Origin of the sequence: Serratia plymuthica, assembly GCF_018336935.1 — a bacterium.
In the GTDB taxonomy this organism is placed as follows: Bacteria; Pseudomonadota; Gammaproteobacteria; order Enterobacterales; family Enterobacteriaceae; genus Serratia; species Serratia plymuthica_B.
This window is the reverse complement of sequence record NZ_CP068771.1, coordinates 695,236-709,204: the sequence shown is the minus strand read 5'-3', so window position 1 is coordinate 709,204 and position 13,969 is coordinate 695,236. Positions and strand designations below refer to the sequence as shown.

Below are 13,969 nucleotides of genomic sequence, written 5' to 3'. Positions count from 1 at the left end.
TCCGGGAGCGCGGTACGCCGCGCCCGCAGGTACGTCAGTGGATCAGATCAACTGCCGCGGTAGGTCGAGTACGAATAGGGGCTGATTAACAACGGTAAATGGTAATGCTGCGCCGCATCGCCGACGACAAAATCGATAATCGCCGTGGCGTACAGCGTGTCGCGCCGGCCTGCGGCAAAATAGCCGCCGAGATCGGCATACAGGCGGTAATGCCCGGCGGTGAGGCCATCCGGCGTCAGGTCGCGCGCGCGGCCATCGGCATCGGTATGGCTTTCGGCCTGCATCCGCCACTGCCCGTCGTGCTCTCTCTCCAGCCACACCCGTACGTCTGCCGCAGGTTTACCCAGTGAAGTGTCCAGAATGTGGGTGCTGATATTACTCATCGCTCAGTAACTCCTTAAAACGCAGCATCACGATTTCACGCAGCTGTTCGGCGGTTTCCCGCTGTTCCTGCTCCGCATTGTTGTTCAACCGACGCTCCAGCTCACGCAATATAGCCTGGCCATCGCGGCCGGCGGCGCGGATCAGAAACACCTGATCAAATCGCGCTTCATAACGCCGATTGCCTGCCAGCAGCGCCTCGGTCAGCGCGGCGTCCTCCGTATTGACCGCCGCCTGTTCACGCCGGGAAAACTGCGCCTCGCGGCCTGGCCCGCCGGCACGTTCGCCGATGCGTGGGTGCTGCGCCAGCGCCCGATTGACGTCCTCCGCCTGCCAGCGCTGTGACGCCTGCCGGGCAAACGCCAGTGCGGCATCAAGGCCGGCGAACGGCCGGGCGGCAATCACCGCCGCGATCCAGGACGGAATATCCACGCAGGGGCGCAGCAACCGCTCGGCTTCCGGCGGCGACAGCCGGTTAAACGCGTGCAAATCCATCAGGCTTCCTCCCAACTGACAACCGTCTGACAGTAGGCCTGAATCGCCAACGCCACATCGGCGTGAGTGACGGCCTCTGCCGGATGATGGCTGATACCGCGATCGCAGCGCACAAACAACATCCCCACCGGCCAGCAGGCCGCCACGGCTATCGCATCGTGCCCGGCGCCGCTCGGCAGCGCCATACTGCGGCCCTGAACCTGCATTACGCCGTCCTGCCAGCGCCGTTGCAAATTTGCATCACAGGCTGTTGCATTTATGCGGTAAAACTCTTCGCTGGCAAAACTCAGCCCCCGGCGCGCGCAGATCGCCTCGGCCTGTGCCAGCAGTTGCGCCAGCAACGCCGCCAATGGGCCATCCTCCGGGCCGCGCACGTCGAGCGACAATGTTACCTCGCCGGGGATGACGTTGACCGCTCCCGGCAGGCTTTCGATTCGGCCTACGGTGGCCACCAGATGTGGATCGCCGGCCGAAGTGATCGTCTCGACTGCCACCATCCATTCCGCCGCCGCAGCCAGCGCGTCTTTGCGTTGCCCCATCGGCACGGTGCCCGCATGGCCCGCCTCGCCGGTAAAGGTGCAGTTGAGCCGGCGAGCGCCGTTGATTGCCGTCACCACTCCCAGCGCCAAATCGGCCGCTTCCAGGCAAGGCCCCTGCTCAATATGCAACTCCAGATAACCGCAGATATCACGTTGTGCACGCTTGGCCTCACCCACCGCCGCCGGATCCAGCCCAAACTCGCGCAGCGCCTGCGCCATGCTGATCCCTTCTGCATCGGTCCGTTCCAGCCACTCGGCAGGCCACTGCCCGGTAATCCCCCGGCTGCCCAACAAGGCAACGCCAAAGCGGGTGCCCTCTTCATCGGCGAAGCCAATCACTTCCACCGCCACCGGCAAACGCCGCTGCTGCCTATGCAGATGCGCCACCACTTCCAGGGCGGTCAGTACGCCAAGCATGCCGTCGTAGCGGCCGGCATTGCGCACCGTATCAAGATGCGAACCGAGCAGCAGCGCCGGTGCGCCTGGCGTTTGGCCTTCGTAACGGCCGCAGATATTGCCGACGCTGTCCTGATGCACTGTCATGCCAAGGGTACGCATCCAGTCGCCCACCCGTTGGTTGGCGCGCCGATGTTCCGGCGACAGATAGACCCGCGTCAGTTGGCCCGGCGTGGCGCTGATCGCCGCCAGCGCATCGCAGCGCGCCATAACGCGGGCCGCCGCCTGTTCCGCCTCCTGGGCGGTTAACAGCGCCGCCATCAGCGGATCCCGGCGTCGTAGGTATTCCAGGCCGCCTGCAAGGCTTCGCCCTGCGTGCTGGCGAAGCCCAGCCGGTTCAGCACCGCCTCCAGCGCGGTCAGGGTCTGCAACACGCAGTCTTTGCGTGCGTTGTAACCCATGGTGCCGATACGCCAGATTTTGCCCTGCAGCGGGCCGAACGAGGTGCCGATCTCGATGGCGAAATCATTCAGCATCATCTGACGCACCTGCTCGCCGTGAACCTGCTGCGGGATCACCACCCCCAGCACGTTGTTCATGCGGTTATCGAGATCGCCGAACACCTCCAGCCCCATACCCTGAATGCCGGCCAGCATCGCCGCGCCGTTCAGTTTGTGGCGGGCGATGGTATTTTCCAGCCCTTCTTCCAGGATCACCCGGGCGCACTCGCGCGCGGCGAACAGCATGCTGGTGGCTTCGGTATGGTGATTCAGGCGTTCCGGGCCCCAGTAATCCATGATCATGCCGAGATCGAAATAGTTGGAGTAGATCATCTCGTCGTCGCCGTCGGCATGGTCAGACGTGCGAATGCCCTGCTCCACGCATTTACGGCGGCGGACGATCTCTTCAAACTGCGGGCTGAGGGTGACGGGCGAACTGCCGGACGGGCCGCCCAGGCATTTCTGCAGGCCGGCGGATACCGCGTCCAGCCCCCAGGCGTCGGTTTCCAGCGGGTTGCCGGCGAAGGAGGCGGTGGCGTCGGTGTAGAACAGCACGCCGTGGCGGCGGCAGATGTCACCCAATTCGTCCAGCGGCTGCAACATGGTGGTGGACGTATCGCCCTGTACCGTCAACAGCAGGCGCGGGCGTACCTTCTTGATCGCGTCTTCAATCTGATCGGCGCTGAACACCTCGCCCCAGGGCACCTCGATAGTGTGCACCTCGGCACGGCAGCGACGGGCTATTTCGCACAGCAGATGGCCGAAACGGCCAAACACCGGCACCAACACCTTGTCGCCGGGGCGAATCGAGGAGATCAGCATGGCTTCAATACCGGAACGCGAGGTGCCGTCCACCAGCATGGTCCAGCGGTTTTCGGTGCGGAACAGCGCGCGGTACAACTCCATAACCTGGTTCATGTAGCCGGTCATCGCCGGATCGTACTGGCCGATCAGTTGGCTCGACATGGCGCGCAGCACGCGCGGATCGGCGTTGATCGGCCCCGGCCCCATCAACAGGCGAGCCGGCGGATTAATCTGATCGAACTGGGTGATATCTAGCATGCTCATTCCTTACCAACTTAATAAGTTATTATTTAATTCGTCCCGGTCAAGCCTCTGTCAGCCCACGGACCGAAGCGATAAACTGTTTTAATTCCTGCGTTTGCGGATTGGCGAACAGCGTGCGGCTGTCGCCCTGCTCCCAAACCTTGCCCTGGTGCATAAACACCACCCGGTCGCCGACCTCGCGGGCAAAATTCATTTCATGGGTTACCAGAATCAGTGTCATGCCTTCTTTGGCCAGTTGCTCCAGCACTTTCAGCACCTCGCCCACCAGTTCAGGATCCAGCGCCGAGGTAATTTCGTCGCACAGCAGCACCTTCGGGTTCATCGCCAGCGCCCGGGCAATCGCCACGCGCTGCTGCTGGCCGCCGGAAAGGTTAGCCGGTGAATAGTGCATCCGCTCGCCCAGCCCGACCTTATTCAACATCTCTTCCGCCAGTTCGCGGCATTCGGCGGGGCTTTTTTTCAGTACCCGGCGCGGCGCCAGCATCACGTTCTCCAGCGCGGTCATGTGCGGAAACAAATTAAAATTCTGAAATACCATGCCGATGGAGCGGCTGATCTCACGCGCCTGCGAATCGCGATCGGTAATGGTCATGCCGCCCAATTTGATGCTGCCTTCCTGATACCCTTCCAGGCCATTGATACAGCGCAACAGCGTGCTCTTGCCGGAACCGCTGCGGCCGATAATCGAAATCACCTGCCCCATGTCGATATCCAGATCCACGCCCTTCAGCACATGGTTCTGGCCGTAATATTTCTGAACCTGATTAATTGTGATGAGCGGCATGGAATTTCTTCTCCAGATAATGGCTGTAACGCGACAGCGGGTAACACATCAGGAAATAGCCCAGCGCGACCAGGCCAAACACTTTAAACGGCTGATAAGTGACGTTGTTCAGCATGGTGCCGGCCTTGGTCAGCTCGATAAAACCGATGATCGACGCCAGCGCGGTGCCCTTGATCACCTGCACCGAAAACCCGACGGTGGGCGCGATGGCGATACGCACCGCCTGCGGCACAATCACCCGCATCAGGGTCTGGCCAAAACTCAGCCCCAGGCAACGCGACGCTTCCCACTGCCCTTTCGGCAGGGCGGCGATGCTGCCGGACCAGATATCCACCAGAAAAGCGCTGGTGAACAGTGTCAGCGCCAGCGCGGCGGCGGTCCAGGGGCTGACGTCGATGCCGAACAGCGCCAGGCCGAAGAACGCCAGGAACAGCTGCATCAGCAGCGGCGTGCCCTGAAACAGCTCGGAATAAAAGCGGACAAAACGCATCGCCCACTTGCGCTTGCTCAGGCGCAGCAACAACAGCGGCAACGTCACCAGGGTGCCGCCGAAGAACGCCGTCAGCGACAGCAGCAACGTCCAGCGCGCCGCCAGCAGCAGGTTGCGCACAATGTCCCAGTCGGTAAAAGTCAGCATCAGCCCCGGCTCCCCAAAAAGCGCCGTCCGGCGGCCAGCAACAGCTGGCGCATCAATACCGATAACAGCAGATAAAACAGCGTCGTCACCAGATACACCTCAAAACTGAGGAAAGTGCGCGACTGGATCAGGTTGGCGGCGAAGGTCAACTCTTCGAACGACACTTGCGATACCACCGATGACCCCAGCATGACGATAATGCACTGGCTGACCAGCGCCGGATAAATCCGCTGCAACGACGGCGGCAGCACAATGCGCAGAAACGTCTGGCTGCGGCTGAACCCCAGCACTCGCCCGGCTTCCCACTGGCCTTTCGGCGTCACCTGAATGCCGGCGCGAATGATTTCAGTGCTGTAGGCGCCCAGGTTGATCACCATCGCCAACAGCGCCGCCTGCCCGGCGGTCAGTTTCCAGCCCAGGCTCGGCAGGCCGAACACGATGAAGAACAGCTGCACCACAAACGGCGTATTGCGCACTACCTCGACGTAAATGCCCCAAATATGGCTAAGCAGATTAGCCTTGCCGCTGCGGATCGCCGCGCCGCAGATCCCCAGCGCAACGCCCATCAGGGTGGCCAACGCCGTCAACTCGATGGTGGTCAGCAGACCGGCCAGCAGTTCGGGCATATAAGGCCACAGAGCGGGAAAATTCAGCTGATAGGTCATCAGGCGCTCCCGTTATGCACCAAGGTTGGCAGGCAGCGGCGCTTTCAGCCATTTTTCCGACAGGCCGTTCAGGGTGTTGTCCTTCAGTGCCTGTTCAATCAGCTCATCCACTTTCGCTTTCAACGCCGGTTCTCCCAGGCGCAGGCCGACGAAGCACGGCGAGTCTTTCAGCATAAACTTGGCGACCGGCGCTTTGGTCGGGTTCTGCCGCGCGATGGCGCTCACCACCAGGTTGCCGGTGGCGATGTACTGCACCTGGCCGGACAGGTAGGCCGACAGCGTGGTGTTGTTATCCTCATAGCGCTTGATTTGCGCGCCCTTCGGCGCGGTATCGCTCAGCACCATGTCTTCGACCGCGCCGCGCGTCACGCCGACGGTTTTGCCGTCCAGCTGCGCGGCATCGCCCAGTACCGCCTCTTTCGGCCCGAAGACCCCGAGGAAGAACGGCGCATAGGCGCGGCTAAACGCAATGGTCTTCTCGCGTTCCGGGTTTTTGCCCAGGCTGGAGATCACCAGATCGACCTTGTTGGTTTGCAGATAAGGCACGCGGTTGGCGCTGGTGACCGGCACCAACTGCAACTTAAGTTTCATCTTGTCGGCCAGATAATGCGCCATGTCGATGTCATAACCCTGCGGCTGCAGATCGGTGCCCACGGAGCCAAACGGCGGGAAGTCCTGCGGCACCGCCACCCGCAGCACGCCGCGCTGCTGGATTTCCTGTAATTGATCCGCCATTGCCGAGGCGGCCTGCGCCATCAGCAAAACCGCACCCAATGTCGCTATCCCGATTTTCTTGAAGTTCATAGAGTATCCCCGATGGTGAAATGATGAAACAAAAGATTCTTTGATTATCACTTTGCAACTAATGTGCCAACCAGCCATGCGGGGAACGTTCTGCTTTATTGCCCGTAACTTAAGGGATCAGGAGGGGATTTCCCCTGCCGCTGCAGCGGCGGAGGAAAGGCATAATGTGGGGAAAAATACGCACCATCAAAGTGCAACAGCACCAAAATAGCGCCGAGATCAGCGCTGTTCCAGCTCGTCCAAATCGTTATACAGGTCGGCGATTTGATGAATGCGCTGCCGCCCTTGCGCCAACGTCTCGTGCAGCAAAGCGTTACTGAGCAGGTTAGCCAGGCTCATGGCGGCAGAGTAGCTGTCAAAGGCAGAAACGCTGTCGAGCGGCGCCGCCAGATGCCAGTTCGCCAGCGGGATCAGCGCCTGCGCCTGCGGTTCGCACACCAGCAGCGTCGGCACCTGCTGGACCTGCAATTGCGTTAGCAACGCCCGCAACTGGCGCGGTCGACGGCGAAACGCCACCACCACCGCCACATCCTGCGTACTCAGATCGACCAGTTCTTCGGCCAGCGTCTGCCCAGGCTGCGGCACCAGCAACACATTTTCACGCACCTGCATCAGTTGCTGCCGCAGGTGCATCGCCACCGGATAGCTGTTGCGAAACCCCATCAGCACCACCCGCCGCGCCTGGACCAGCGCGGCGATCACCGCGTTGAACTGGTTTGCATCGATATGGTTCACCCAGTGCGTGAGATTGGCCATTTCCTGCTTGTAGTGGCGCGCCAGCAGGGTGTTGCCCTGCACTGCATCGCGGTTGTCGGTCAACGGCATGCCGCTCTGGCGCAGGGTGCGCAGTTCGTCGCGCATTTCGCGGTAGCTTGGGTAACCCAGCCGCTTGAACAGACGGCTGACGGTGGCTTTGGAAACACCGCTCAGGCGCGCCAATTCTGCGCTGTTGTAGCTGATCAGATCATCGAAATGATCGAAGATAAAATCGGCCACCCGCTGTTCCTGCGGCGTCAACTGCGGGTATTCACTGCGCAGGCGTTCATCAATCTGCTTCATTGCTACTCCTGCTTTTCCCAATAGATTTCAACGTGCAGCCAGGCGGCAACCGAACGAATCCCCAGAAGCCTAGCCCTCTAAGCGACTGGGGGAGCGAGGGAAACCAACGCCGATGCAGCGTGAAATATGACGGGGATGTAACGTTCGTTTCAGCGGAACATAGCACGGTCAATCCACCTGCTGGCAAGCAATTATTGTCCCCCGAAAAAATATGGAACGCCTCTTGCTTGTATTGCATCAGATGCTGACCTCAAAAAAGGGCCAAGAAATGATTAACAGCAACACCGCGCCATTGGGTATGGCGGTCACGCCGCATCACCTCGCCAGCGAAAGCGCGCTGGCGGTTCTGCGCGAAGGCGGTAACGCCATTGAGGCGATGGTCGCCGCAGCCGCCACTATCGCGGTGGTTTACCCGCACATGAACGGCCTGGGCGGCGACGGTTTCTGGCTGATCGTTCCGCCACAGGGCGATCCGGTCGCGATTGACGCCAGCGGTGCAGCAGGCTCCCTGGCTACGATGGATTTCTACGCCGGCGAAAGCCACATTCCGCACCGTGGGCCGAAGGCGGCGCTGACCGTCGCCGGCACCGTCGGCGGCTGGCAGGCCGCGCTGGATTACTCCGCCGAATTGGGCGGCGAACAGCTGCCGCTACCGCGCCTGTTGGCCGACGCCATTCGCTATGCGGCGGACGGCATTCCGGTCACCGCCTCGCAGGAAGCCGCCACCCGCAGCAAGTATCATGAGCTGGCGGATCTGGAACACTTTGCCCGCACTTACCTGCCGCACGGGCAGATCCCTCATGCCGGCCAGCGTTTCTGCCAGCCGCAACTGGCGGATACCCTGATCGCGTTGGCCGAAGACGGATTGGACAGCTTCTATCGCGGTGCGCTGGCGCACAGCATGGCAGCGGATATGGCCCAACTGGGCATGCCGCTCACCGCACAGGATCTGGCAGATTACCGGCCGCGCCGCCGCACGCCGCTGCGGCTGTTGCATCAGAAAGGCGAAGTCTTCAACCTGACGCCGCCCACTCAGGGGCTGGTGTCGCTGGCTATCCTCGGGCTGACCGATCGGCTGCCGCTCGCCGGCCAAAGTGAAGGCGCCGTGGTGCACGGCATTGTGGAGGCCACCAAGTTGGCTTTCGGCCTGCGCGATCAATTCATCACCGATCCCCGCCATATGACGCAGGATCCGCAGGCGCTGCTGGAAGCCGAGCATTTGGATGCGTTGGCCAAACGCATCGATCCCCACCAGGCCGCCGCCTGGGGGAAAGGCAAAGGCCCGGGCGACACCGTTTGGATGGGGGTGATGGACAGCGGCGGTCTGGCGGTGTCCTTTATTCAGAGCATTTATCACGAATTCGGCAGCGGCGTCGTCCTGCCGCACAGCGGCGTGCTGTGGCAAAACCGCGGCGCGTCATTCAGCCTGGATGCCGCCCACCTGCTGGCGCTGGCGCCAGGCAAACAACCCTTCCACACCCTTAACCCGGCCGCCGCACGCCTGTATGACGGGCGTACTCTGGTCTATGGATCAATGGGCGGTGACGGCCAGCCGCAAACCCAGGCTGCGGTATTTGTCCGCCACGTGGTGCAAGGGTTGCCGCTGCAACAGGCCATCAGCGCGCCGCGCTGGCTGCTCGGCCGCACCTGGGGCGAAAGCTCGGACTCCCTGAAGCTGGAGGGCCGTTTCAGTACCGAAACCGTGGAGTATCTGCGCCGACGCGGCCATGAGGTGGAATTGCTGCCCGATTTCAGCGAGGCGGTCGGCCACGCCGGCGCCATCGTTCGTCATACCAACGGCATGCTGGAAGGCGCTTTTGACCCGCGCAGCAACGGCAGCGCCGCCGGCTTTTAGCCATACATTACACAGGGGACACCTATGAACAACCTGCCTGCCACCGACTGGGCGGCCTATATCAGCCAGATGGAGGCGATATTGGCCCTGGAAATGGATGACGCGCGCCGCCAGGAACTGCTGACTCAGTTCAACCGCATCGCCGCGATGGCGGAACCGCTGATGGCCTTCCCGCTCGATCAACGCCTGGAGATTGCCGGGGTGTATCGCGCATGAATCCGTTAAGCACACTATCGATCGCCGAGATCCGCGCCGCCCTTAAACAGGGGGCGATTTCCGCCCGCGAAATAGCCCAGCAAACGCTGGAGAATATCGACACGCTCAACCCTTCACTGAACGCCTATACCCACATCACCCGCGAGCGGATGCTGAGTGAAGCCGATCACCTCGATCGCCTCCGCGCCAAGGGGCAAACGTTGCCGAGCCTGGCGGCCATCCCCTACGCGGTGAAAAACCTGTTCGACGTCACCGGCGAAACCACCTTGGCCGGCGCCAGCCTGTTCAGCGACCGCGCGCCCGCCAAACAAGACGCCTGGGCCGTGGGCAAACTGGCGACACAAGGCGCGCTGCTCTCCGGCATGCTGAACATGGATGCTTACGCCTACGGCTTTACTACCGAAAATAGCCACTACGGCGCAACCCGCAATCCGCACGACACCACGCGCATTGCCGGCGGATCGTCCGGCGGCTCGGCGGCCGCGGTCGCCGCCGGGCTGGTGACCTTCTCGCTCGGCAGCGACACCAACGGCTCGATCCGCGTACCCTCATCGCTGTGCGGCATTTACGGGCTGAAACCGACCTTCGGCCGTCTGTCGCGCAGCGGCAGCCAACCCTTTGTCGCCAGCCTGGATCACGTGGGGCCTTTCGCCCGTCGGGTGCGGGATCTGGCGGCGGTGTACGACGTGATGCAGGGCACCGATATCGAAGACCGCTTTCAGGCGGAAAAACCGATCACCCAAACCGAATCGCTGCTACCACGCGGCCAGCAGGGGCTGCGTTGTGCGGTGCTCGCAGGCTATTTCCAGCAGTGGTGCAATGACGACGCCAAAACCGCCGTGCAACAGGTCGCGATGGCGCTGGAGGCCTGCGCCGAGGTGGAGCTGCCGCAGGCTGAACTGGCGCGTTCGGCGGCGTTTATCATCAGCGCCGCCGAAGGAGGAAACCACTATCTGCCGCAGTTGCGCAGCCAGCCGGAACGCTTTGAGCCGCTGTCGCGTGAGCGACTGTTGGCAGGCGCCATGCTGCCCGCGGCTTGGTATGTGCAGGCGCAGCGCTTCCGCGCCCATTTCCAACAGCAAGTGCTGCCGCTGTTTGAACACTGGGATATTCTGATCGCCCCGGCAACGCCGTGCAGCGCTACCGGCCTTGGTCAGGAAACGATGCGCATCAACGGTGCCGATCTGCCGATCCGCGCCAGCATGGGCATGTTGACGCAGCCGATTTCATTCCTCGGCCTGCCGGTGGTGACGGTGCCGCTGAAAACCGCTTCGGGGTTACCCATCGGCCTGCAACTTATCGCCCCGCCGTGGCGTGAAGATCTGGCGCTGCGTGCCGCCTATGCGCTCGAGCAACGCGGCGTGGCGAACTGTTCCTTACCGGCAAAACAGGGTTAACGAATGAAAAGTGAATATATCGACCGGCCGGCGGTGCTGGCTGAGGTGAACGCCGCGTTTTATCGCTATGAACAGGCGCTGATCGGCAATGACATTGACGTGTTGGATGAGCTGTTCTGGCACGATGGGCGTACCGTTCGCTACGGCGCGACGGAAAACCTGTACGGCATCGATCAGATCCGCGATTTCCGTCAGCAACGGCCGTCGCAAGGGTTGGATCGCCTGCTGGAGAACACCGTCATTACCACTTACGGTGATGATATGGCGGTTGCCAGCACCGAGTTTCGTCGCCCGGGCAGCGAACGCGTCGGCCGCCAGATGCAAACCTGGGTCAAACTGGCCTGCGGCTGGCGCATCGTGGCCGCGCACGTGAGTTTAATGGCAGAATAAGTCACTGTGCGCAAAAATTGGACAGCCTGGCGCCATGAGCCGTATAGTAGTTAAAGGTATTACCTTTAACTAACTGAGGCTACTTATGGCTACTGCTACGTCGATAAAAATTGATGATGAGCTTAAGCAACGGGTGCAACACATTGCCGCCACCCAGCAGCGCAGCGCACACTGGATTATGCGTGAAGCTATTCGTGAATATGTCGAGCGTGAAGAAAAACGCGAGGCTGTTCGCAACGATGCATTGCAGGCATGGGAAACCTATCAGGCCAATGGTAAACATCTGACTCAGGACGAGGCTGACGGCTGGCTCGCCGATCTGGAAAAAGGTGATGATACGGAGATACCCGGGTGCCACAACTGATATGGACGCCAGCGGCGCTGCTGGATGTGCAACGTCTTTATCGATTTCTGGCCGAGAAGGATCTCAATTCGGCAAAGCGCGCTGTCGCCGCTATTCGCAACAGCATCAAAATAATAGCGCACCAACCCAATACTGGCCGCCCCGCTAAAGATATGGCACCTGAATTCAGGGAGTGGCCTGTCGATTTCGGTAATAGCGGTTATCTTGTTCTGTATCGGTTTAACGGTGTAACCGCGGTTATTTTGGCTATTCGCCACCAAAGTGAAACCGGGTATTGATACCGCGACTCAACACCAGTAAGCCATAAAGTTAACGGTGGAACGGTCCAGATCGCGCTCGCCGATCAGGTAACGACGCAGCGCCTTCACCGCAGAAGACTCCGCCGCCACCCAGGCATAGAAGCCCTTTGCGCCCTCCGCGCGCTCCCAAAGCAGTTCGCCGCCCAGGCTGTTTTCCGTCAACGACTGGGCTTGCGCACGCGCCGATTCAGGAATGGTCACCCGCTGGCGCACCGATTCCACCAGCAGCGTGCCATGCATCTGCTGGTGCCCGACGTCACGCGGCAACCAATACACCTCGGCGAACGGGAAGCGATCCATATTCAGGCAATCGCTCGCCAACGGCACCTCAAAGAATGCCTGCACTTGCGGTGGGTTGGCCTGCTGCGCCAGTTGTTCCAGAATGCCCATTGCCGCCGGCACCGCCGTTTCATCGGCAATCAACAACGCCTGCCGCAGATGCGCCGGCGGCGCCCACTCGTAACCGCCGCTGTCGCCGTCAAAATCCGCATTGGGGGCCACCGCCTGGAGGGTATCCCCCGGCTTGGCATGAGTCGCCCAGGCGGAAGCCGGGCCGTTCACGCCATGCAGCACAAACTCGACGTCCATCTGATTGTGTTCAGTACGCAGCGCTCGCAGCGTGTAGGTACGCATTATCGGGCGTTGCTCTTTCGGTATCGCCATATAGTGGCGATACCAGTCGTCGCTGTTTTCCAGCCGCAGGATCTGGCCGGCATCGGCCGGAAACAGCAGTTTAATGCGCTGATCCGGCGCCTCCAGCTTCATGCGGTGGACATCCGGGCCTTCGAAAACGCAGCGCAGTAAGGAAGGCGATACGTTTTCTTTTGCTTTCAGTGTGATATCAAAAATTCGATAACTTGATGCGCCGGACATATCTGTTACTCTCCCGCAGAATGTAGCTGAATACGCTGCCGGCACCATAGCCAGCCGCTGATACCGCCCAGTAGGACGGCCATCGCCAGAGCCGCTGCAATCAGCTGTGACTCGCCATAAAACCTTGCCACCACCGGCACCATCAACGCGCTCAGACCGTAGCCCAGCGTATGGCTGGTGGCGATAGCCCCGGCGCCTTTGCCGGTAGATAATTTATCGTTCAGCATCAACTGATAGCCTGGCGTCGCCATCGCCGCGCCAAAGGAAGCCAGCGCGCAACCGAGATAGAACAGCGCCAGCGGTTGCGCGCACATCAAGCCTAATCCCGCCACCATCAATACCGCCGCGATCAACAGCAATTGCGGCGCGCTGAATCGCTGCGGACGCACCACCAGGAACTGCGCCAGCAACGTACAAGCCGCCGCTACGCTGAGCAACACGGCCACATGATGGCTGACGGTCGTGGCAGAGTGGTTGAACAAACGGGTCAGATGCGGCGCCAGGCCAAGTTGCATCAGGCTGACCGATGCCGCCAGCAACAGCGCGCAAAGCAGATAAGGCACCATAGTGAGACGCAGGCGATTTTGCTGTTGCGCCACCGGCGGCAGGGGCGGATCGTTATGCTGGCGGCTCACCACCAGCAAGGCGATGAATGGCGCAACGGCCATCAGCCACAGCGGTGCCATCGGATGAAGGGACAACGCCAGCGCGGCACACAGCGGGCCAAGCAACCGCCCGCAGCTCAGCCCGGAGCTGATGGTCGCCAGCGCCGACATGCGCTGTTCGTAGCCGGCACGCTGCAATGCCCAGGTTTGGCTGGCAGGCACCATGCCGGACACCGTCAGCCCATAGATAACGCGCGCCAGGATCAGGCCGCCCAGCCCCGCCATCGGGGAAAGCCAGCCGGCCGCCAGCCCCCAAACGGCCAATGCCAGTAAAGCAAAGCTGAATAAATAACCGGCAAGCGCCATCGTCACGACAAACTTGCAGCCGCGAATTTCAGACTGCCGCCCCCACCAGGGGGAGCCGACCAGAAACAGCATCGAACCGAGCGTCAATAACCCGGCCCAGACGGAAAGCGACAAGTGAGTCATGCCGACCAACACCGGCAACGCCACCAACAGGCCGTTTTGCCCGATGCCCAACAGACCGGCGCACAGCGCCAATGGCCAGTTTGAAGGAGACGTATTCCCAACTTCAGGGGATTTAGCGGAAGGTGAAATACTCATCAAAAGTAAGGTTACCGT

Annotated in this window: 17 protein-coding genes; 6 read left to right on the top strand and 11 right to left on the bottom strand. The window is 61.2% G+C overall.

Annotated elements, in window-relative coordinates; all coding sequences use genetic code 11:
* Window positions 1–47: 47 nt before the first annotated feature.
* From uraH to JK621_RS03290, 9 genes are all read right to left on the bottom strand, one after another.
* On the bottom strand, window positions 48–383 hold the full coding sequence (gene uraH / locus JK621_RS03330) for a hydroxyisourate hydrolase (protein WP_013811619.1): 336 nt from the start codon (window positions 381–383) through the stop codon (window positions 48–50).
* The gene (gene uraD / locus JK621_RS03325; RefSeq protein ID WP_212558629.1) at window positions 376–876 is read right to left on the bottom strand and encodes a 2-oxo-4-hydroxy-4-carboxy-5-ureidoimidazoline decarboxylase; all 501 of its coding nucleotides are present in this window, start codon (window positions 874–876) and stop codon (window positions 376–378) included. The genes uraH and uraD overlap by 8 nt, the downstream gene beginning before the upstream one ends.
* The gene (gene hpxK / locus JK621_RS03320; protein WP_212558628.1) at window positions 876–2,132 is read right to left on the bottom strand and encodes an allantoate amidohydrolase; all 1,257 of its coding nucleotides are present in this window, start codon (window positions 2,130–2,132) and stop codon (window positions 876–878) included. The genes uraD and hpxK overlap by 1 nt, the downstream gene beginning before the upstream one ends.
* Window positions 2,132–3,373: a pyridoxal-phosphate-dependent aminotransferase family protein gene (locus JK621_RS03315; protein ID WP_212558627.1), complete on the bottom strand. Its 1,242-nt coding sequence runs from the start codon at window positions 3,371–3,373 to the stop codon at window positions 2,132–2,134. Before JK621_RS03315 ends, hpxK begins: the two co-directional genes overlap by 1 nt.
* Window positions 3,374–3,419: 46 nt before the next feature.
* Complete coding sequence (locus tag JK621_RS03310) at window positions 3,420–4,163, bottom strand: amino acid ABC transporter ATP-binding protein (RefSeq protein ID WP_004949026.1); 744 nt, start codon at window positions 4,161–4,163, stop codon at window positions 3,420–3,422.
* Window positions 4,144–4,800, bottom strand: coding sequence for an amino acid ABC transporter permease (locus JK621_RS03305; protein ID WP_013811615.1), 657 nt, complete (start codon window positions 4,798–4,800; stop codon window positions 4,144–4,146). Before JK621_RS03305 ends, JK621_RS03310 begins: the two co-directional genes overlap by 20 nt.
* Window positions 4,800–5,465, bottom strand: a complete 666-nt coding sequence (locus JK621_RS03300) for an amino acid ABC transporter permease (protein WP_212558626.1) — start codon at window positions 5,463–5,465, stop codon at window positions 4,800–4,802. The genes JK621_RS03305 and JK621_RS03300 overlap by 1 nt, the downstream gene beginning before the upstream one ends.
* Before the next feature lie 12 nt (window positions 5,466–5,477).
* Complete coding sequence (locus JK621_RS03295; RefSeq protein WP_212558625.1) at window positions 5,478–6,269, bottom strand: transporter substrate-binding domain-containing protein; 792 nt, start codon at window positions 6,267–6,269, stop codon at window positions 5,478–5,480.
* A 219-nt stretch (window positions 6,270–6,488) separates the two neighbouring features.
* Window positions 6,489–7,328: a MurR/RpiR family transcriptional regulator gene (locus JK621_RS03290; RefSeq protein ID WP_212558624.1), complete on the bottom strand. Its 840-nt coding sequence runs from the start codon at window positions 7,326–7,328 to the stop codon at window positions 6,489–6,491.
* Between the two features lie 268 nt (window positions 7,329–7,596).
* Here JK621_RS03290 and JK621_RS03285 point away from each other — a divergent pair, with 268 nt between their 5' ends.
* The 6 genes from JK621_RS03285 to JK621_RS03260 all read left to right on the top strand — a co-directional run bounded on the left by JK621_RS03285 (window position 7,597) and on the right by JK621_RS03260 (window position 11,828).
* A complete protein-coding gene (locus JK621_RS03285) occupies window positions 7,597–9,183 on the top strand; it encodes a gamma-glutamyltransferase family protein (protein WP_212558623.1) in 1,587 nt (528 codons plus the stop codon).
* Window positions 9,184–9,207: 24 nt separating this feature from the next.
* A complete protein-coding gene (hpxX, locus tag JK621_RS03280; RefSeq protein ID WP_006322394.1) occupies window positions 9,208–9,399 on the top strand; it encodes an oxalurate catabolism protein HpxX in 192 nt (63 codons plus the stop codon).
* Window positions 9,396–10,796, top strand: coding sequence for an AtzE family amidohydrolase (locus JK621_RS03275; protein WP_212558622.1), 1,401 nt, complete (start codon window positions 9,396–9,398; stop codon window positions 10,794–10,796). Before hpxX ends, JK621_RS03275 begins: the two co-directional genes overlap by 4 nt.
* Before the next feature lie 3 nt (window positions 10,797–10,799).
* Entirely contained in the window at window positions 10,800–11,186 is a 387-nt protein-coding gene (hpxZ, locus tag JK621_RS03270) for an oxalurate catabolism protein HpxZ (RefSeq protein WP_212558621.1), read from the top strand.
* 85 nt (window positions 11,187–11,271) lie between these two features.
* Entirely contained in the window at window positions 11,272–11,550 is a 279-nt protein-coding gene (locus JK621_RS03265; protein ID WP_212558620.1) for a CopG family ribbon-helix-helix protein, read from the top strand.
* Window positions 11,538–11,828 (top strand): type II toxin-antitoxin system RelE/ParE family toxin, encoded by a 291-nt coding sequence (locus tag JK621_RS03260; RefSeq protein ID WP_212558619.1) that lies wholly within the window; start codon window positions 11,538–11,540, stop codon window positions 11,826–11,828. Before JK621_RS03265 ends, JK621_RS03260 begins: the two co-directional genes overlap by 13 nt.
* Window positions 11,829–11,837: 9 nt before the next feature.
* On the opposite strand, the gene JK621_RS03255 is transcribed toward JK621_RS03260, so the two are convergent.
* Together JK621_RS03255 and JK621_RS03250 are read right to left on the bottom strand one after the other, a co-directional pair.
* Window positions 11,838–12,722 (bottom strand): siderophore-interacting protein, encoded by an 885-nt coding sequence (locus tag JK621_RS03255; protein WP_212558618.1) that lies wholly within the window; start codon window positions 12,720–12,722, stop codon window positions 11,838–11,840.
* 5 nt (window positions 12,723–12,727) lie between these two features.
* Window positions 12,728–13,951 carry an MFS transporter gene (locus tag JK621_RS03250; protein WP_212558617.1) on the bottom strand — a complete coding sequence of 408 codons (1,224 nt, stop codon included), beginning with the start codon at window positions 13,949–13,951 and terminating at the stop codon, window positions 12,728–12,730.
* Between the last annotated feature and the right edge of the window lie 18 nt (window positions 13,952–13,969).